This window comes from Peristeroidobacter soli, assembly GCF_004138485.1.
Classification (GTDB): domain Bacteria; phylum Pseudomonadota; class Gammaproteobacteria; order Steroidobacterales; family Steroidobacteraceae; genus Steroidobacter; species Steroidobacter soli.
Genome location: NZ_ML142848.1, coordinates 512298 through 532629 on the forward strand (window position 1 = coordinate 512298; position 20332 = coordinate 532629).

Here is a 20332-nt window from a genome sequence, read left to right on the forward strand (position 1 = left end):
CCTGAAGGCAGAGGGGCTATAAAAAATGAGATCGTGTCGGCCTCGAACCGGCGGAGCCGTTCGTCCAAACCCGCGGCTACGTCAGTACCGATGCCCTTCCGGCCGCCTTGTCGCGTACGACCGCATCGAATACCTCACCTCACGACCCGGCCCTTCTTCACGTAACAACTCGAAGCCAGGTTCTTCCTGTGGCCGCGCGACGATGAACGAGAGTCGCAGCGACTCGATGCCGCGCGTCGAGTCGAACGCATTCACCTTGATGTATCGGTTCGGAAACGTGCGGCGGCACTCATCCACTTCCCGCATGATTCCAGCCGCGTCCTTCAGATCGAACATCGGATTGCCGTACATCTCCCAGTACGTGTTACGAGGGTGCGGATCCTCGGTGTGCTCGACCGACACGGCCCAGCCACGTTGCAGGCAGTACTCGATCTGCGAGCTGATCTGCGCGTCCGTGAGATCGGGAAGAAAGGAGAAGGTGCCTTGAGTAAGTCGCATGGCTGTGGCCTCGAATAAGATCAAGCGGCCGCGGTCGGCGTCGGGACAAAATCTGGTGTATCGGTGCTCGCATAGTCGAACGTGACCTCGCCCCAGGTATCGAGCGCCGCTCGCAGCGGTGTGCAGTGCCTGGCGGCTTCGGAAAGAATCGCTGGCCCTTCGCGCCAGATGTCCCGCCCTTCGTTCCGGGCCAGCACCATCGCTTCGAGCGCTACTCGATTCGCCGTGGCACCAGCCGAGATGCCCATCGGATGACCGATGGTTCCGCCACCGAACTGCAGCACGGTGTCGTCACCGAGATAGGTCAGCAGCTGATGCATCTGCCCCGCGTGAATGCCGCCGGACGCGACTGGCATGATGCCGCCCAGCCCCGCCCAGTCCTGCTCGAAGAAGATGCCGCGCTGTAGATCCACCGGGTTGTGCGGCTCTCGCAGCACGTTGTAGAAGCCCTGCACCGTATTTGGATCGCCTTCGAGCTTGCCGACGATGGTGCCGGCGTGCAGATGATCGACACCCGCGAGCCGCATCCACTTGGCGATAACGCGGAAAGAAACGCCGTGATTCTTCTGCCGCGTGTACGTGCCGTGACCCGCGCGATGCAGATGCAGGATCATGTCGTTCTTGCGAGCCCATCGCGCCATGGATTGAATGGCGGTGTAACCAATGACCAGATCGATCATCACGATCACCGATCCCAAATCTCTGGCGAACGCGGCGCGCTCGTACATGTCCTCCATGGTCGCGGCAGTGACGTTGAGATAATGACCCTTCACTTCTCCGCTCACGGCCTGAGCGCGATTCACCGCTTCCATGCAATTCAGAAAACGATCGCGCCAGTGCATGAACGGCTGCGAGTTGATGTTTTCATCGTCCTTGGTGAAATCGAGCCCGCCCTGCAGCGCCTCGTACACCACGCGCCCATAGTTCTTGCCGGACAGGCCGAGCTTGGGCTTCACTGTCGCGCCGAGCAGCGGCCGACCGAACTTATCGAGACGCTCGCGCTCGACGATGATGCCGGTGGCCGGCCCGGCGAACGTCTTCACGTACGCGACCGGAAAACGCATGTCCTCCAGCCGCAGTGCCTTGAGCGGCTTGAAGCCGAACACGTTGCCGATGATGGACGCGGTCAGATTCGCGACCGAGCCGGGCTCGAATAAGTCCAGATCGTAAGCGATATAAGCGAAGTACTGCCCCGGCGCACCGGGCACCGGCTCGACCTTGTAGGCCTTGGCGCGATAACGATCGCAAGCAGTCAATCGATCGGTCCACACCACGGTCCACGTTGCTGTTGACGACTCACCGGCAACGGCCGCCGCCGCTTCGTTCGCATCCACCCCCTCCTGCGGTGTGATACGAAACATCGCCAGCACATCGGTGTCCTTGGGCCGATAGCCACTGTCCCAATAACCCATTTGCGCGTATTTCAACACTCCTGCCCGGTAGCGCTCGGCCGCCGGATCCGACGCAGTGCGATTACCGATTCGTTTCATGGCCATCGTGCCTCGTTAGTGCCGCCAGACGTGTGGGGCACAATGTGGCGGCCCAGGCTCATTAGGTCCAATTGGAAATAGTTGACCTCTGGATAAGATTCTCTTATCAAGAGCGACTCGGGCATCCTGCCACTCGCGCTTTGGCGCAAAGGGGAAAAGGCGCGACTTTTCCCCCTGCGCTCGCCGCCTGCGGCAGCGGGCACATCCCTGTGCCTGGGGTGGCACGGGCCACGTTTCATGCATCGTATGGAGTCGCCATGCGGAACATCACCTTGAGACAGATGCGGGTGTTTGCGGCCGTAGCGCGTTACCGCTCCTTCACCAAAGCGGCGCGCGAGCTGCACCTCACGCAGCCGGCGATTTCTCAGCAGATCAAACTGCTCGAGATCGAGGTCGGATTGCCCTTGCTCGAGCACGTTGGCCGCCAGATTCATCTCACCGCGGCCGGCGATGAGCTATTGCGTTATGCCTCGCAAGTCACCGAGCTGTTGCGTGAAGCGGGTGAATCGCTCTCGGCGATGCGCGGTTTGAAACGCGGCGTGTTGAAGCTGGGCGCGGTGAGCACGGCAAAATATTTCGCGCCGTCGCTGCTCTCGGCATTCGCGCCCGCCTATCCGGAAGTCACCATTCGTTTCTCGGTGGGCAATCGGGAGGAAATCATCCAGCAGCTCGCCGCCAATGAGACCGACCTGGTGATCATGGGACGACCGCCCCGTGAGCTCATCACCATCGCCGAGCCGTTCGCGAAACATCCGCTGGTCGTCATCGCCTCGCCCACCCATCCGCTCGCCGGCAAACGTCGCGTTCCCCTGGAGCGGTTGGGCAGTGAGAACTTCATCATCCGCGAGGAAGGCTCCGGAACCCGAGCCTCGATGGAACATGTTTTCAACAAACGCGGCGTGCCGATCCGCGCGCTGATGGAAGTCAGCAGCAACGAAACCATCAAGCAAGCCGTCATGGCCGGCATGGGCATCGGCTTCATCTCCATCCATACCGTGGGCCTGGAGCTGGCGGCCGGCAAGCTGGTGATGTTGAACGTGACCGGTCTGCCGCTGATTCGCGACTGGTTCGTGATTCATATGCGGGACAAGCGCCTGTCGCCGATCGCGGTGGCGTTCCGCAGCTTTTTGCTCGAAAAAGGCGCGGCGATCATTCACAAGACGGCCGAGGAGAGTCGTTCCATTCTGCGTGCTGCCGGCGGCTGAGACCGGGTTTGCAGCTTCGATAATTACTCGTACAATTATCTCGGACAGCACGGGGGGACGCACGACAGTGTCGATACCTATCAATCGCCGCGAATTGCTCGCGGCCGCGGGCGCGCTTGGCCTGCTTTCTCAGAGCACCACTTCTAACGCAGCGCCGAACGCCACGCCGCTGCTCGCCCCCACGCCCCCGATGGGCTGGAACAGCTGGAATTCCTTCGCGACGACCATCACCGAGGACCAGGCAATCGCGAACGCTGAGATCATGGCGCGCGAGTTGAAGTCGTTCGGCTACGATATTTTCACCATCGACATCCAATGGTATGAAGGCGCGGCCACGGGCTACGACTACAACACTAGGCCCATCCCGACGATGGATGAGCATGGCCGACTGCTGCCGGCACCGAATCGTTTTCCATCCAGTGTGAAAGGCGCGGGATTCAAACCCATCGCCGACAAAGTTCACGCGCTCGGATTGAAGTTTGGCGTGCATCTCATGCGCGGCATTCCTCGGCTCGCAGTGGAACGCAACCTGCCGATCCTCGGCGGCAAATGGAAGGCCCGCGACATCGCCAACACCGACAGCATTTGCCCATGGAACCCCGATATGTACGGCGTCGACATGAGCAAGCCCGGCGCGCAGGAGTACTACAACAGCGTGTTCGCATTGCTCGCGTCCTGGGACATCGACTTCGTAAAGATGGACGACATGAGTCGTCCGTACGATGCGAATGCACCTGAGATCGAAGCCGCGCAGCGGGCCATTCGGGCCAGCCGCCGTCCGATGATTCTGAGTCTGTCGCCCGGCGAGACGCCGTTGGCAAGCGGCGGGCACGTACGCCGTTACGCGCAGATGTGGCGCATCAGCGACGACTTCTGGGACGAATGGCCACAACTGAAAGCGCAGTTCACGCGACTGGAGAACTGGTCGATGTTCCGTCAGCCCGGTCGCTGGCCCGACGCGGACATGCTGCCGCTCGGCCGCTTGCAGATGGGCAAGCGTGACTGTCACTTCACGCCGGACGAGCAACGCACGCTGATGACGCTATGGTCCATCGCTCGTTCACCTCTGATCATGGGCGGCGACTTGCGGCATCTCGATCCGGCAACGCTCGCCCTGCTGACCAACCGTGAAGTGCTCGCAGTCAATCAGGCGAGCCGCGACAACCAACCATCCGCACTGATCGAAGAAGTTCGCACGTGGACCGCGCGTGCCGAAAATGGCGAGACCCGCTATCTCGCGATGTTCAACATCAGCGACAAGGCCGAGAGCAAACAGGTCCACTTCGATCTCTCGCGCCTCGGCTTGAAATCCGCGAGGGTTCGGGACCTTTGGGCCAAGCGTGACATCGGCACTGTTCGCGATCGCGTGTCCGCCACGCTCGCCCCTCACGCGTCGCTGCTCTACGGCCTCACGCCGGTGTAGCTCGAGCTGGCGTCCGCGCCGAATTCTGACGTCGCTGTAAGCTGAGTCCGAAGCGCCGGTCGCAGCCCCCGTTGTTTGCAATGTCGTTCGATTTCCTGGACGCTATGTTCAGCGGGAGCTCGAACGATGAACACCAAACGCCGGCGCATCGGCTGGCTGATCTTACTCGTGCCGTTATATGCGGCTTGCTCGGCCACCTATCTCGGCCAATCCGGGCGCTTGAGCAACAACGATTGGCGCACGGCCAGCCGCGAACCTGTCGGCCTCGCCCCCGATCCCGCCACGACGCCGGAAGCCGTCGTGCAAGTGTATGCGGCGCGCACCATCAACTGGAAAGGTTACTTCGGCGTGCACACCTGGATCGCCGTGAAGCGCAGCGGCGCACCCGAATTCACAGTTCACGAAGTCATCGGCTATCGATTGCGACGAGACGGCGCAACCGTCGTCTCACGCGTGCGCCCACCGGACAGCCGCTGGTTCGGCGCCGAGCCCGACCTGCTCAAAGACGTTCGCGGGCCCGGCGTCGACGCATTGATCGATCGCATCGAAGTGGCGGTCCAGAACTATCCATACAACGGCACCTATCGCATCTGGCCCGGCCCCAACTCGAACACCTTCACCGCCTTCGTGCTGCGCGACGTTCCGGAACTGCGCGTCGACCTGCCGCCTACCGCCATCGGCAAGGATTATCTCGGCATCGTCCCGGTCGCACTCACGCCGAGCGGCACCGGCGGGCAAGTCAATCTGTTGGGCATCGCCGGCATCGCCGCCGGTTGGGAAGAAGGTGTCGAACTGAATCTGCTGGGCCTGACGTTCGGCGTCGATCCCGCCAGCCTGTCGATCAAGCTACCGCTGCTCGGCCGGATCGGTCCGGATGATCACGAGCCGGTGATCATTCAATAGCTCACAGCAGCTGATCGGATCCGATCACATGCAGGCCCGGCTCGGCGCGAACCGCGGCGTCGAGCATGGCGCGGGCGATCCTCGTAGCCGGGTTCATGCGCCAACGCTTCGGCACCAGCGAGCCAAGCGCTCCCAACACGGCCAACGTCACCCGCTCGCCGGTACGAATCTCATCGCGATTGCCGCCGATGAAGCCGGGCCGGGCCAGGGTCAGCGAAGGAAAATTCAAGCGAGTCAGCTCGCGCTCGACCTCGCCTTTGACCCGGGTATAGAAGATGCGCGATCCAGGATCGGCGCCGAGCGCCGAGTTCAGCACATACACCGGCGTGCCGTGCTGACGAGCCAGCCGCGCGACCGCGAGCGGATATTCGTAATCGACCCGTTTGAATGCTTCCTGCGAACCCGCGATCCGCATCGTGGTGCCGAGCGCGCAGATGACGGCGTCCACCTGCCACCAGGGCGCGTCGGCAGGCAGATTGTCGAAATCCACCTGCACCGCCTGCAGCTTCGAATTCGGCGGCAGCGGCCGGCGAGTCAATGCGACGACCGCGGTTATCCGGGGATCGGCGAGCGCGAAGTCCAGGACGCTTCGCCCCACCAGCCCGGTCGCGCCAACCAGCAGCAGTTTCACGACTCACCTCATCTGGCGAACAACTGCCCGATATCCTTGAACGCCTTGAACTCCAGCGCGTTACCGCAAGGGTCGAACAGGAACATCGTGGCCTGCTCGCCAGTTTGACCTCGGAAGCGAATGTGAGGCTCGATCGCGAACCGGGTGCCGAAAGACTTCAGTCGTTCGGCGAGCGCCTCCCATTGCTCCCAGGCGAGCACCACGCCGAAGTGTGGCACGGGCACGTCGTGACCGTCGACGGGATTGGTATGCGCGTGCTCCTGTGATGCGGTCTTGGGATGCTCGTGAATGACGAGCTGATGGCCGAAGAAGTCGAAGTCCACCCATTGCGCGCTCGAGCGCCCTTCCGCCAGGCCGAAGACCTCGCCATAGAAGCGGCGCGCGGCGGGCAGATCGTGAACGGGGATGGCGAGATGGAAGGGTGACAGACTCATGAATTCATCCTGGCCGTCGATCGCGACAGCAGACAACAAAAAATTGGCTATGCTCGGCGCCCTCGGGCTCCGACAGTTCTCACTATCGAGGGACTCTACATGAAGTTCGTCCTGACCTGCCTGATGACACTGCCGATGACCGCGGGACTCGCGCATGCCGCGGGCGACTCCGAATGGCAATCGTTGTTCGACGGCAAGACGCTGAACGGCTGGCGCATCGCCAACGGCGCGGCGAAATACGAAGTGATCGACGGCGCCATCGTCGGCACCACCACCGCCGGCTCGCCCAACAGCTTTCTGGCCACCGACCGGACTTTCAGCGATTTCGTGCTGGAATTCGAGGCTAAACAAACCGTCGGCCCGACCAACAGCGGCGTGCAGTTCCGCAGCCAGAGCAAGCCGGAAATCATGCAAGGCCGCGTGCATGGACCGCAGATGGATCTGGATCCGTCCGAGCGCCAGTGGACCGGCGGCCTCTATGACGAAGCCATGAGCGGCTGGTGGTATCCGGGCACGCTCAACCCGCAGCCGGGGCTCTACAAGTTCAACGAGTGGAATCAGATCCGGATCGAAGCGCTCGGCCCGTCGATGCGCACCTGGGTCAATGGCCAGCTGTCGGCGTACGTGCTGGATGCGACCTATACAGACGGCTTCATCGCGCTGCAGGTCCATTCCATCGACCAGCCCGACGAGGCCGGCCGCCAGATTCACTGGCGCAATCTGCGAATCAGGGAACACCCGAGCGCCTCGCCCGGCGAGGCGACCATCTTCGTCCGCAACACCCTTCCCAATGACTTGAGCGAAGTGGAACGCAAGCAGGGCTGGCAGTTGCTCTGGGACGGCACCTCGACCACCGGCTGGCGCAGCGCCAAGGGCGAGCCCTTCCCCACGCACGGCTGGAGGATCAAAGACGGTGAACTGATCATCACCGGCGGTCGCGGCGGCGACGTGGTCACTGAAAAAACCTTCGGCGCCTTCGAGCTGCAGCTGGATTTCAAGCTGACTCCCGGCGCGAACAGCGGCATCAAATACTACGTGGGCGACTATGGCACCGGCGATGCGCTCGGCCTCGAATATCAGCTGCTGGATGACGAACGTCACCCCGATGCGAAACAAGGCACCGACGGCGATCGCACGCTCGCGTCCCTGTACGATATCCAGCCGCGCGGCAGACTGATGTCGAACGTCGGCATCGCACCGAAGGTCGGTGAATGGCAGCATGCACGCATCGTCGCCGGTGCCGACGGCACCATCGAGCACTGGCTCAACGGCGTGAAGGTGCTTGCGTTCAAGCGCGGCTCGGAAGATTTTCAGCGCCGCGTCGCCGCCAGCAAGTTCAAGGACATCGCCAATTTCGGCCAGCTGGAACAGGGCCGGATTCTGCTGCAGGATCATGGCGATGAGGTTCGTTTTCGTAGCATCAAGATCCGTGCGCTTTAAGGACGAGCAATGAGCACCAATGATCGACGTACCTTCCTGCAATCCGCCGGTCTCGCGGGCATCGCCTCAGCTCTTTCATCGGTTGCATCGGCGGAAGGTACGCCCGCGGTCGAGAAAGCGAAGACCGAAGCGCCGGCGAGCAAACATTCCATTCGCTTCGGCGTGATCGGCCTCGACCACGCCCACATCTACAGCATGACCGCGGCCGTGCAACGTGGCGGCGGCCGGCTCGTGGCCGTTTACGGTTCGGATCCCAAACAGATCGCGGACTTTCGCGCCAAATTCGGCGATGTGAAGATCGCGCGCAGCGAGGATGAGATCCTGCAGGACAAGTCCATCCAGCTGATCGCCGGCGCGCCGATTCCCGATCAGCGCGCGCCGCTCGGCGTGCGCGCGATGCAGGCTGGAAAGGACTATCTCGCGGACAAGCCCGGCATCGTCACATTGGACCAGTTGGCCGAGGTGCGCCGGACGGTCGCGGCCACCGGTCGAAAATTCGCGATCATGTATTCGGAACGGCTCGAAGTGCGCTCGGCGGTGTATGCGGGAGAGCTGATTCGCCAGGGCGCGATCGGCCGGGTCGTTCAGACCGTCAATCTCGCCCCTCATCGCGTGAATGCGCCATCGCGACCGGAGTGGTTCTGGGACAAGGCTCGCTTCGGCGGCATTCTCACCGACATCGGTTCGCATCAGGCCGACCAGTTTCTCTACTACACCAACAGCTCACAGGCGCGCGTCGTCGCGGCACAGACCGGCAATCTCGCGCACCCGGGCTATCCGAAGTTCGAAGACTTTGGCGACATGACCATGACTGGCAACGGCGGCACCGGCTACGTGCGCGTCGATTGGTACACGCCCGACGGACTGAGCACCTGGGGCGATGGCCGCCTGTTCATCCTCGGCACCGAGGGTTACATCGAACTGCGCAAATACATCAACGTCGCCTCCGGGCTGCCGGGTGGCGATCACCTGTACGTCGTGGACCGCAAGCAGGCGCGCTATATCGATTGCAAAGAGGTCGCCCTGCCGTTCGGTCCGCAGTTCGTCACGGACATCGTGGAGCGCACCCAGGTTGCGCAGGATCAGCAACAGGCCCTGCTCGCGGCCGAGCTGGTGCTCACCGCCCAACGGGACGCGACCCGGCCAATCCTGGCTTGATTGGCCTGACCATGTTAGCGATCCCAATACAGCATTGACAGGCTTCCCGCACTGATCTAACAATCTGCTGGTCAGGCCACTTTCCAACGTTGAGGGTGGCCGGCCAGGGGGAAAATCCGGTTCTGCGATGTCGCTCGAAAAGGCGGCACGGCCGCGCTCGTCCGCGGAAAAACCCAAGCTTCCTCCATGTCGACGGCCCTACATCGTGGTCCACGAGAAGAAGGAGCTGAAGATGGAACGAGGCATCACTGCGCTCAGCGCGGGAATGTTGAGCTTGTGCATGGGGAGCGTCGCCTGCGCACAGGAAACATCCACCGCCGATCCCGGCCAACTCGAAGAGGTCGTGGTCTCGGGCTATCGCCAGAGCCTGGAGATCGCGCTGGACGCCAAGCGCGACTCGATCAACTTCATCGATTCCATCACCGCCGAGGACGTCGGCAAGCTGCCGGACAACAATCTCGCCGAAGCGCTGCAGCGCGTGCCCGGCGTGCAGATCTCGCGCACCAACGGCGAAGGCCAGCAAATCTCGATACGCGGCATGGGGCCGAGCTTTGTTCGCGTGTTGCTCGATGGCATGCCGGTATCGGCCGCCTCCGAAGGCAGCGTCGATCAGCAAGCGCGCAATCGCGAGTTCGATTTCGATCTGTTGCCCTCGGAAATCTTCAGCATGCTGCAGGTTTCGAAGACCCCCAAAGCCAGCACCACCGAGGGCGGCCTGTCGGGCACGGTGGATCTGCGCACACCCCGCCCCTTCGATTACCACGACTTCCAGGCCAGCTATCAGCTCAAAGGCACGTATCAATCCACCTCCGAGGAAGTCGATCCTCGCGCCAGTTTTCTGATCAGCAAGAACTGGGACGGCAAGTTCGGCGCGCTGTTGAGCATGTCCGTGTCACAGCGAACATTCCGTACCGATGGCTGGACCTCGCAAGGCTGGACCTCCGGTCGCATTCCCAACAATCCGCCGGCGCCGGGATATTCGGGCGGCTTCGACTGGAATCTGCCGAGCGTCAATGCAAACGTCGCCAATCGCGCGCCCGACTTCGTCAACGAATCGGGCCTGACCAATGCGCAGCTCGCCAACGCTCAGGTTCCCCGGCTCGGTCGTCCCGAAACCCAGGTCGGCGATCGCGACCGGGTCGGCGGCACGCTGGCGCTGCAATGGGCTCCCAGCGAGGATCTGTCGTTCAACCTCGACGTGATCTACGCCAAGCTGGATTCGGATTTCGATCGCTACACCAACAATCTGCTGGTACGAAACACCACGCCGCAAACCGCGGGTGCGACCGGCTTCGGCTACATCACACCGAGCAACTTTCAGGTCGACGGCAACAACACGCTGACCCACGGCACGCTGCTCAACGCAAAATTCTGGTCCGAGAATCGTCTGTTCGAGCAGGAGTCCGACTTCAAGCACCTCGGCCTCGGCGGCTCGTGGCAGATCACGGACAATGTCGGCCTGGACGTGAAGGCCTCCAAGGCGGAATCCGATTTCCGCTGGCGCATGACCACCTACCTGTTCCTGTCGCGTCCGGGATCGGTCGACATCGACGTGAACGGCGGCATCCCGAAAATCACGCCGCAGCTCGATCTGGCCGACGTCGGCAACTGGCAGTTCGACACGGTGCGCGTGCAGCCGCGTACCCGCGAGGAAGAGAACGAGAATCTATCGCTTGACCTTAAGTTCGGCGACGACGACCGAAACATTCGGGTCGGCGCGCTGGGTAACAAGTATTACCGCGAGCGCCTCGCGTATTCGTCTTCCGTCGGCGTAACGCAGGGCACGGCATTGACCCCTTTCGGTTATACCGGTGGCGCCAATCTCAATGAGTTCAACATCGGCAGCTTCGCCGAAGTGGTGCCGGTGAAGAACTTCGGCAAGGACCTCGACGATCCGGTCGGCTACAACCGCTGGATCGTCAGCGACCTCGACGCCTTCGGCCGGATGTTGAATCCGAACGCGCTCGACGCCGCCGCCAATCTGGATTTCCAGAACTCAGGCAGCTTCGAGGAAAAGAATCTGTCGGCGTACGTGGAAGCCAACGGGCGCTTCGACCTGTGGGGCCGCACTCTGCGCGTCAACGCCGGCGTGCGCTATGTGAAGACCGAGCACGAGATGGAAGGCTTCATTCGCGTCCCGTCGACGCCGCCGGCCGCGGGCAATCTGTTCGGCCTGCGCAAGGAAGATTACGGCCGCAATAACATCGACGGCGAATACACCAAGACGCTGCCGTCGCTGAACCTCGCCTACGACGTGAGCGACTCGCTGGTGACACGCTTCTCGGTCTCCCGGGCGATGACCCGCCCCAATCCTTCCGACTTGCAGCCGTTCACCTCGATCAGCACCGGCGGCGTGGTCTCGCAGGGCAATCCCAACCTCGATCCCTACATCGCCGATCAGCTCGACGGCGGCATCGAATGGTATTTCTCGGAAGGCGGCGCGTTGGGCGGCAACCTGTTCTATAAAGAAATCACCGGTTTCGTCGTGCGGCAGAACGTTCCGCAGCCGTTCCGGAATGCCGGCGTCCCGCTCGACACCATCACCGATCCGACCATCCTGGCGCTGCTGCCGAACGGCCTCGACACCGTTCTGCTGTTCAATACACCGGTGAACATCGAAGCCGTGACTTATCTGAAAGGCGCCGAAGTGCTGTATCAGCAGCGCCTCGACAAGCTGCTGCAGGGCCTGGGCGTCACTCTGAATTTCACGCGCCTGGACCCGGGCAGTCAGACCATCCTCGGCCTGGCGGAGAACAATTACAACGCCATTGCGTATTATGAACAGGACCGCTTCGCGCTCCGGCTGTCGTATAACTATCGCGACGACTACGTCGAATGTGAGCTGAACTGCGGCTCGACCTCGCCGGAGACCGGATATCGCCGCGAAGCGGGTTATCTGGATTTTTCCGGTAGCGTAAACTTCGCAGCGCTCGGCCAGGAGCTGACGCTGAGTCTGGAAGCGCTGAATCTGACCGATGAGGAAGAGTATTCGTTCTACGGTTATGAGAATCGTGCGAATACATTGAACAAACCCGGCCGCCAGTTCATTTTGGGTATCCGCGGCCAGTTCTAGGAAGACCCCATGAGACCACGACACCCCTCGAGCTCCCTTTCCCGCCGCACCTTTGGCAAGACGCTGATGGGGTTGTCGTTGCCGCTGATACTGCCCAGCCGCTTGTGGGGCGCCGAGGCCCCCAGCAATCGCATCCGGGTCGGGCAGATCGGCTGCGGTCGTATCGCGCGCGATCATGATATGCCGGGGGTTCTGAAATCCGGGCTCGCCGACATCGTCGCGGTTTGCGATCTCGACGCAAATCGCGCGGCCGAAGGCAGGAAGCGCGTCGAGGAGTTGTATCGCGAGATCGATGCAACGCTGCCGACCGTCAGCGTGCACGCCGACTATCGCGAGATCCTTCAGCGCAAGGACATCGATGCGGTCGTCATCAGCACGCCGGATCATCAGCATGCCGAGCCTGCGCTGGCCGCCATCCTGGCCGGCAAGGATGTTTATTTGCAGAAGCCGTTCACGATGACCGTCGCCGAGGGCAGGATTCTTCGAGACGAAGTCGCGCGTAGCCAACGCATCCTGCAGGTTGGCAGTCAGCAGCGCTCCTGGAAGCAGTTTCGTGAGGCCGCGCAGTTCGTTCGTTCCGGACGCATCGGGCAAGTGCGCAGCGTCGAGATCGGTTTACCTATCGATCCCACCGCGCCGGACGATCCGGCGCAGCCCGTGCCGAAGGGCTTCGACTTCGATCGATGGCTCGGGCCCGCCGAGCTTGCGTACTACACCGAGCAGCGCGTTCATCCGCGAGTCGGCTACACGCGCCCGGGTTGGCTGCGTAACGAATCGTTCTGTCTGGGCATGATCACGGGCTGGGGTTCGCATCACTACGACACCATGCATTGGGCGCTCGATCTGGAATCGAGCGGTCCGTCGCGGGTGGAAGGCACGGCCGAATTCCCGACCAACAAGATCTGGAACGTGCACGGCGCCTACGACGTGAAGCTCACCTATCCCGGGGACATCCGCGTGCATGTTTCCGACAAGAATCCGAACGGACTCAAGTTCATCGGCGACGACGGCTGGATCTGGGTCACGCGCGATGGCCAGGCGACCGCGAGCGATCCCAAGTCCGGGCAGACCCTGCCGCCGCTCGACGCCAGCGATAAACGGCTGCTCGATCCGAAGGGTTTGAAAGTGGAGCTGCCTCGCAGCGACAGTCATCACAAGAACTGGCTGGAAAGCGTGCGCTCACGCAAGGAGCCACTCGCCCCCGCGCGCATCGCTCACCGCAGCGGCAGCGCCTGTATCGTCAGCTGGATCGCAATGAAGCTGCAACGCCCGCTCACCTGGGATGTGAAGTCCGAAAGTTTCGTCAACGATGCCGAGGCGAATAAGTGGCTGTCACGTCCCGAACGGGCTCCGTACGGCGTGACGCGATTGATCAAGAGCTGAACGGCATCATGCGGGATCTGTTGAAGTCCCTGGTCAGCGCGACGCTGATGGCTGGTGTTGTGCTCACTTCTCACGCCGCAGGCGTTACCGGTCCGGTGCGTCTGGTGACGCTGGATCCCGGGCATTTCCATGCCTCGCTGGTCCAGAAGTTCATGTATGAAGGCGTCGATCCGTCGGTGCACGTCTACGCTCCCAAAGGCGACGACGTGCTCGAACATATGAAGCGCATCGAAGGCTTCAACAAGCGAGCGGACCGACCCACGCACTGGCGCACTGAGATCTACACCGGCCCCGACTACTTGCAACGCATGCTTCAGGATCGAAGCGGCAATGTCGTGGTCATCTCCGGCAACAACGCACAGAAGGCGCAGTACATCCTCAGCTCCATCGAGTCGGGCTTCAACGTGCTCGCCGACAAGCCGATGGCGATCACACCGCCCGACCTGGAAAAGCTCAAGCAGGCGTTCGCGCTCGCGGAGCAGAAAGGCACCCTGCTCTACGACATCATGACGGAGCGCTTCGAGATCACCTCCATCCTGCAACGGGAGCTGTCACAGCGACCGGAACTGTTCGGCTCGTTGCAGAAAGGGATGCCCACCGATCCTTCCATTCGCAAGGAGAGCGTGCATCACTTCTCCAAGATCGTAGCCGGCGCGCCCTTGAAGCGGCCGCAATGGTTCTTCGACGTGCGTCAGCAAGGCGAAGGGCTGGTCGATGTGACGACCCATCTGGTGGATCTGGTGCAGTGGCAGGCATTTCCGGAGCAGGCACTGCAGCCCGAAGACGCGCAAGTGCTCAGCGCGAAATACAGCCGAACGCCGATCACGCTCGAGCAGTTCAGCAAAGTCACGGGCGCCACGGCATTCCCCGAGTTCCTGAAGTCGGACGTGCGGAACGGCGTGCTGAATGTCTATGCGAATGGCGAGTTCACCTACCGCCTGCGCGACGTGCACGCGCTGATCTCGGTCAAGTGGAACTTCGAAGCTCCTCCAGGCGGCGGTGACACACACTTCTCAGTGATGCGTGGCTCGAAGGCCACGCTCATGATTCAGCAAGGCGCGGCCCAGCAGTTCAAGCCCGTGCTCTACATAGAGCGTGCGAAGAACGTGACAGCCGAGGCCTTCGATGCAGCGGTGAAATCCACCATCGAATCCTTACAAAGCAACTACCCGGGCGTGGGCATGCGCCGCGACGGCGAACGCTGGACGGTCACTGTGCCCGAGACCTACAACCTCGGTCACGAAGCGCACTTCGCCCAGGTCACCGAAAACTTCCTCAAGTATCTGCGCTCAGGCAAGCTGCCGGCATGGGAAGTGCCGAACATGCTCACCAAGTACGCGACCCTCATGCAGGCGTATCAGCTCAGTCGATGAGAGCTCACAAAGCGGGCCGCGGCAGGGTCGCGGCCGTCTGCCTGGCATTGATCCCGGCCTGGCACGCCCAGGCGCAGAGTGGCGACCGCCCCGGTGAGAAACAACAACCGCCGCCGTCGCACATCAAAGCGCCGCCTGCCATCAGGACCAAGATCAGGGAATGAAGGGACTCGCGCCGGCCCTCGCCGGATCGCAATGGGTCAATGGCTCGCCGCAGGCACTGGTGCGCATCGTGCTCAACGGCAAGGTCGATCAACTCGCCATGCCCAGCCTCGCCACGCTGGACGACGCGACCATCGCCTCCATCCTTACTTATGTGCGCCGTTCGTGGGGCAATGAAGCCAGTCCGATCGATGCACGCACGGTCGAGTCCATCCGCGGTGTGGTCTCTCATCGCGACCAGCCGTGGAGCGACGAAGAGCTCCAGCCGCTGCGTTGACCGACCGCTGTCGGCATCGAGCGACAATCCGACGCGCTCTGCGGTCGTCCGCAAGTGCCCTCGGGTAATCCGACAGCCACCTCGGCCCGAAACCCCCATGTAAAAATCGGACCGTCCTATTGTCTTGCCGATTTTTCTGGCTCTATGCTGACGGGCCTGCTGCAAGGATGTGTGCTTAGAAGAAATGCACTCGGCCCATCACCCCATTTTCGTCATCCTGTCGGTCCTCACGGCGTGGTTCGGCTCCTGGACCGCGCTCGATCTGTTCCGCCGGGTGCGAGCCCACGGCGGATCGTGGCGACTGGCCTGGATCGCGGCGGCCGGCGTCGCCATGGGCTTGAGCATCTGGTCCATGCATTTCATCGCCATGCTCGGCTTCGATCCGGGCAGCGAAGTGCGCTACCAGGTCGGGCTCACGCTGTTGTCACTGGTCCTGGCGATAGCGACCACCGCGTTCGCCTTCTTCTTCACCTCGCGACGGCAGTCGTTCAAGCGACAACTGGTCAGTGGCGTGATCATGGGTGCCGGCATCTGCACGATGCATTACGTCGGCATGGCGGCGTTGATCACGAGCGTCGTGCTGACCTACAACGAGATATATGCGGTGCTCGCCTTCCTGGTGGCAGTCAGCGCATCGACGGGTGCGTTGGTGATGGCGGCAAGGGAAACCACGGCAACAAAACGTGCCCTGGGCGCCTGTGCGCTGGGCTTCGCCATCGTCGGCATGCACTACTCCGCGATGCTGGGCGTTGAGATCGGCGCGACAACTCTCAGCGACATCGAGCCGGCCGGCGTCGATACGATAGTGCTGGCCATCGGCATTGCCGCGGGCACGTTCTTCATTCTGTTACTGACGCTGATCGCGGCACTTCACGACCGCCGGGTCGAAGCGTTGGCGCTGCAGGCCGCGCTTCACAGCGAGCAACAGCTGCGCGCCGTGCTGGACAACCTGCCGATTGGAGTGCTGGTCGCGGCCTCGCCCACTGGCGAAGTGCGCTTTGCCAACGCCGAGGCGGAACGTCTGCTGGGCCGAGCGATCGATACCCAAGCAATCTGGGATCAGCAGATCGCCGGCGGAGTGGTCGATCACGCGGGCAATCGTCGATTACCCAAAGACTATGTGCTCTATAGAGCGATGACCGAGGGCCGGCGCATCGGCCCGCATCTGCAAAGCTATCGTCGACCCGACGGCGAAATCGTGCAGTTCGAGACCACCGCGGCTCCGGTGCAAGCCCGAGGCGAAGCGCAACTGACGGTCGCCGCGTTTCACGACGTGACGGCCAAGCTCGCTGCCGAACAACGCGCCGCCGATGCCATCGCCGCGAAAGTCGAAGCGGAAGCCGCGCTGCTGCACGCCCAACGACTCGACGCGCTCGGTCGTTTGACCGGCGGCGTGGCGCACGATTTCAACAATCTGCTGACGGTAGTCATCGGGGCGCTGGACGTCATTCTCAAACATCCGGAGAACGCGGTCCGTCGCAAGCGACTCGGCGAAGCCGCGCTCGCCGCCGCACGCCGTGGCGAACGACTCACCGCTCAACTGCTGGCGTTCGCGCGCCGCCAACCCCTGCAGCCGCAAGCCTGCGATCTGAATGTGCTGATTCGGGAATGCGAGCCGCTGTTGAAACGAGCGACCGGCGAATCGATCTCGCTGGTGATGCGCTTGTGCTCCGACGAAGCGGTCGCGCTGATCGATCCCGCGCAGTTCGAAGCATCGCTGTTGAATCTGCTGGTGAACGCGACCGACGCCAGCTCCGCCGGCGGCGAGATCGTCGTGCAGACCAAAGTCGTGGACCTGTCGACCGACGAATTGCCGAATCTGGCTCGCGGCCGTTATCTGGAAGTGAGCGTCGCCGATCGCGGCGAAGGTATGAACGAAGCGGTCATGAGCCGGATCTTCGAGCCCTTCTTCACGACCAAGTCCGCCGGCAAGGGCACGGGACTCGGCCTGAGTCAGGTGTATGGATTCGTGCGTCAGTCCGGCGGCGAAGTCGAAGTGCGCAGTGTGCTCGGCGCGGGCACCACGTTCCGCATCTACTTGCCGATAGGCGCCGCTCTGCCCGTACCGGAAACAACACCCGATCGCAGGATCCACGCGTCGAGCACTGGTTGGAATATTCTGCTGACCGAAGACGATCCTTCGGTCGGCGGCATCGTGGAAGTGATGCTCGCCGATCTAGGTCACAACGTCGTTCGCGCGTCCAATGCGGAGCAAGCGCTACGCATTCTGAAATCGGATGCGAGCATCGACGCATTGCTGAGCGACGTGGTCATGCCCGGCGGCATCAACGGCGTCGAACTGGCCGGACAGGCGCGGCAGCTCCGACCCGACATCAAGATCCTGCTCAGCTCCGGCTATGCCGGAGAAACCTTGGAAGAATCGCTGGCGCACGGCGGCGCCTGGCCGTTCCTGAGAAAACCCTATCTGGCGAGCGAGCTGGCCGAAGCGCTGGAGAGCCTGCGCGATCCGGACGGCGACGACCGCTACCAACGACGAACCGGCTGACCGCCGCGCTAATCGAAGGTCGCCGTCTCCCGCCCCTTGGTGGCCTCGAGCCCGACGGTTTTCTCCAGCCCCATCGCTCCGGTGAAGATCGCGTTGTGGATATCGGCGTCGGTCAGAGTCGCACCGTCCAGCCAGGCATTTGCCAGGTTCGTTCCCGTCAGGTCGGTTCGACTCAGATTGGTGCGAGTGAGATCGGCCTCGCGCAAGTCGGCGTAACTCAAGTCGCCTCGCGACAGATCCGCGCCGACCAGCTTCGCGCCTTTGAGCGATGCATGCGTGAGCACGATCCGGATCAAACCCATCGGTTGATTGCGCATGTCCGCGCCCGACTTCAGCTCGGATAGATTGGCGCCGTCCAGGTTCACCGAATCACCCTTGCTCATGAGCCGCGCGCCGCGCAGGTCGGCCCCGGACAGATTTGCTCTGTCCATCAACACGCCGAAGATGCTCGACTCACGCAGATCCGCATTGACCAGCACCGTGCCTCGCATGAGCGTCAGGTCGAGGTTGCAATGGGCCAGTTTGGCATTGGAAAGATTCGCGCCGTCGAGATTGGCGCCGAACAAGCGGGCACCGCGGAAATCGACACCGGACAGATCGACGCCCGCCGCTTGCAGATTGGAAAGGTCCTTGCTGCCGGACTCGAGCCTGGATATCACTTGTTGTCGAGTCACAGGCTCGGCGGCAAATGACGAATTCGCGGCACATATCAGCCAGGCCAGACACAGGCCGGCCAGGATCGACCTGCGATGCCACAAGGCTTCTCGATGTTTCCTGGAAAGCACGCTGAGCCTCGGTCCAGAAACGTGACCTCACTGCGCTGACTGTATCACTGTGCCGGTGTGTGCCGTAACACTGTCACCTACTGACACATTGTGATCTGTTGCTCTCACCACACGACGGCGCGCTCGCTCCGCTCTACGTTGCAAACAATGCGCCGATGCATATCGATTGCCTACGGGCGAATCGCGATGTGCAGGCGCACCGGCCCGATCCTGAAGTGGCATAGCGCTTGCTACTAGTGGGCAACGGGCAACACCGTTCAGGGGAAAAAACATGCGCACAGAAGAATCAAGAAATGGATCCACCCATATTTTGTGGTACGCGGCAGCTGCCGTATTGCTGGCAAGTCTCTCGCCGCGCCCGGCCGCCGCCGTCGAAGTTCCCGCCGGCGACTGGAAACTGACGGCCAGCGGCAACGTGAATGTTTATTACATTCATTCCAGCTGCGAAGACCAGCTCTCGCTAGGTATTACGGGCGGGCTCGCTTGCCGCGGTGGCGCCGGCGTCACGAACAGCTCGTCGATCAGCAACGGTCTGTTGCCGGCCGCGCTCGCGATCGGCGCGTCGACGACGCAGAAGGGCCTGGATCTGTCGGTGACCTTCGGCTTCTATCCAGGCATCAGCACCAACGACGGCAGTCCGAATCTGCAGCAAGGCGCGCCGCTGTTGAACACGGCCCTGGGCACCACCGCCATCGACATGCGCCAGGTCTTCATGACTTTCGGTAACAAGCAGATCGGCGAGTTCATGCTCGGTCGCAACATCGGCCTGTTCGGCGCGGATGCGATCCTGAACGACATGACGCTGCCCGGCGTCGGCGCGGGCAACGGCAACTATGCGGCGCCGGCCAACACGTCACTGGGCTCGATCGGTCTGGGTTACATCTACACGGACTGGCTCGGCCAGATCAATTACACCACGCCGAGCTTCGGCGGCTTCAAACTCACCGTGGGTGTCTTCGATCCGCTCGAGCCCATCACTCAAGGCACGCCGACGCCGGAAGGCAGCCCCGGCTATCACGCCAAGATCGCGTACAAGGCCGACAAGTTCTATCTGTCCGCCAGCTTCATCTCGCAGAAACACGAAGGCCCGCTGAACGTCGGCGACTTCGACAGCACGGGCTGGGACGCCGGCGGCAAGGTCACGCTCGCCGGCCTGGAAGTGATGGGCTGGTACTACAGCGGCAAAGGCATGGGCACCACGGCCCTGTATCTGTTCGGCGCGACGGCGCTGGGTCAGGAACGCGACTCCGATGGCTTCCTCGCTCAGGTCACTTACAAATTCGGCGATCTCAAGGTCGGCGTGAACTACGGCCAGAGCAACCTGGACCTCGCCTCGGGCGAAGCGCCGTCGGATCTGGTGAAAACCAATGAGAAATACACCGGCGGCGTCTATTACTCATTGACCGAGAACCTGACCCTGATCGGCGAGTACTCGGATATCAAATCCAAGTCTCACAACAACATCGAGAACAAGAGCAACAACTTCAACATCGGTGCTTATCTGTCGTTCTGAGTAACGGCACTGGCGGGGGGGGCGCCCAAGCGCCCCCCCCCCCCCACCAACAAGAAACCCAGAACCAGCGCGCAAAAA

At 62.1% G+C, this 20332-nt stretch carries 15 protein-coding genes and 1 pseudogene; 11 read left to right on the plus strand and 5 right to left on the minus strand.

Annotated features, from left to right (window positions below; genetic code table 11):
• Window positions 1-81: 81 nt before the first annotated feature.
• Together EKO19_RS01965 and EKO19_RS01970 are read right to left on the minus strand one after the other, a co-directional pair.
• Window positions 82-498 carry a ribulose bisphosphate carboxylase small subunit gene (locus EKO19_RS01965; RefSeq protein WP_129774726.1) on the minus strand — a complete coding sequence of 139 codons (417 nt, stop codon included), beginning with the start codon at window positions 496-498 and terminating at the stop codon, window positions 82-84.
• A gap of 20 nt (window positions 499-518) precedes the next feature.
• Window positions 519-1988, minus strand: coding sequence for a form I ribulose bisphosphate carboxylase large subunit (locus EKO19_RS01970; RefSeq protein WP_175596927.1), 1470 nt, complete (start codon window positions 1986-1988; stop codon window positions 519-521).
• Window positions 1989-2245: 257 nt separating this feature from the next.
• On the opposite strand from EKO19_RS01970, the gene EKO19_RS01975 reads away from it, so the two are divergent.
• The 3 genes from EKO19_RS01975 to EKO19_RS01985 all read left to right on the plus strand — a co-directional run bounded on the left by EKO19_RS01975 (window position 2246) and on the right by EKO19_RS01985 (window position 5519).
• Window positions 2246-3193 carry a LysR family transcriptional regulator gene (locus EKO19_RS01975; RefSeq protein ID WP_129774728.1) on the plus strand — a complete coding sequence of 316 codons (948 nt, stop codon included), beginning with the start codon at window positions 2246-2248 and terminating at the stop codon, window positions 3191-3193.
• 67 nt (window positions 3194-3260) lie between these two features.
• On the plus strand, window positions 3261-4616 hold the full coding sequence (locus EKO19_RS01980) for a glycoside hydrolase family 27 protein (RefSeq protein WP_129774729.1): 1356 nt from the start codon (window positions 3261-3263) through the stop codon (window positions 4614-4616).
• Window positions 4617-4742: 126 nt separating this feature from the next.
• Window positions 4743-5519 carry a DUF3750 domain-containing protein gene (locus EKO19_RS01985; protein WP_129774730.1) on the plus strand — a complete coding sequence of 259 codons (777 nt, stop codon included), beginning with the start codon at window positions 4743-4745 and terminating at the stop codon, window positions 5517-5519.
• 1 nt (window position 5520) lies between these two features.
• On the opposite strand, the gene EKO19_RS01990 is transcribed toward EKO19_RS01985, so the two are convergent.
• Window positions 5521-6150, minus strand: a complete 630-nt coding sequence (locus EKO19_RS01990; RefSeq protein ID WP_129774731.1) for an NAD(P)H-binding protein — start codon at window positions 6148-6150, stop codon at window positions 5521-5523.
• Between the two features lie 8 nt (window positions 6151-6158).
• Window positions 6159-6584 (minus strand): VOC family protein, encoded by a 426-nt coding sequence (locus EKO19_RS01995; protein WP_129774732.1) that lies wholly within the window; start codon window positions 6582-6584, stop codon window positions 6159-6161.
• A 99-nt stretch (window positions 6585-6683) separates the two neighbouring features.
• On the opposite strand from EKO19_RS01995, the gene EKO19_RS02000 reads away from it, so the two are divergent.
• From EKO19_RS02000 to EKO19_RS02030, 7 genes and pseudogenes are all read left to right on the plus strand, one after another.
• Complete coding sequence (locus EKO19_RS02000) at window positions 6684-8024, plus strand: 3-keto-disaccharide hydrolase (RefSeq protein WP_217705079.1); 1341 nt, start codon at window positions 6684-6686, stop codon at window positions 8022-8024.
• A 9-nt stretch (window positions 8025-8033) separates the two neighbouring features.
• Entirely contained in the window at window positions 8034-9182 is a 1149-nt protein-coding gene (locus EKO19_RS02005; RefSeq protein WP_129774733.1) for a Gfo/Idh/MocA family protein, read from the plus strand.
• A gap of 232 nt (window positions 9183-9414) precedes the next feature.
• Window positions 9415-12255: a TonB-dependent receptor gene (locus EKO19_RS02010; protein WP_157995076.1), complete on the plus strand. Its 2841-nt coding sequence runs from the start codon at window positions 9415-9417 to the stop codon at window positions 12253-12255.
• A 9-nt stretch (window positions 12256-12264) separates the two neighbouring features.
• Window positions 12265-13638 (plus strand): Gfo/Idh/MocA family protein, encoded by a 1374-nt coding sequence (locus EKO19_RS02015; RefSeq protein WP_129774735.1) that lies wholly within the window; start codon window positions 12265-12267, stop codon window positions 13636-13638.
• Window positions 13639-13646: 8 nt separating this feature from the next.
• Window positions 13647-15011 carry a putative oxidoreductase C-terminal domain-containing protein gene (locus EKO19_RS02020; protein WP_217705080.1) on the plus strand — a complete coding sequence of 455 codons (1365 nt, stop codon included), beginning with the start codon at window positions 13647-13649 and terminating at the stop codon, window positions 15009-15011.
• 142 nt (window positions 15012-15153) lie between these two features.
• Window positions 15154-15450 (plus strand): annotated as a pseudogene (locus EKO19_RS02025) (c-type cytochrome); the annotation flags it as partial.
• A 184-nt stretch (window positions 15451-15634) separates the two neighbouring features.
• Window positions 15635-17956: an MHYT domain-containing protein gene (locus EKO19_RS02030; RefSeq protein ID WP_129774737.1), complete on the plus strand. Its 2322-nt coding sequence runs from the start codon at window positions 15635-15637 to the stop codon at window positions 17954-17956.
• Window positions 17957-17964: 8 nt separating this feature from the next.
• Here the strand turns inward: EKO19_RS02030 and EKO19_RS02035 are convergent, their stop codons facing one another.
• Complete coding sequence (locus EKO19_RS02035) at window positions 17965-18630, minus strand: pentapeptide repeat-containing protein (RefSeq protein ID WP_175596928.1); 666 nt, start codon at window positions 18628-18630, stop codon at window positions 17965-17967.
• Window positions 18631-19012: 382 nt separating this feature from the next.
• Here EKO19_RS02035 and EKO19_RS02040 point away from each other — a divergent pair, with 382 nt between their 5' ends.
• On the plus strand, window positions 19013-20254 hold the full coding sequence (locus EKO19_RS02040) for a porin (RefSeq protein ID WP_129774739.1): 1242 nt from the start codon (window positions 19013-19015) through the stop codon (window positions 20252-20254).
• Window positions 20255-20332: the final 78 nt, after the last annotated feature.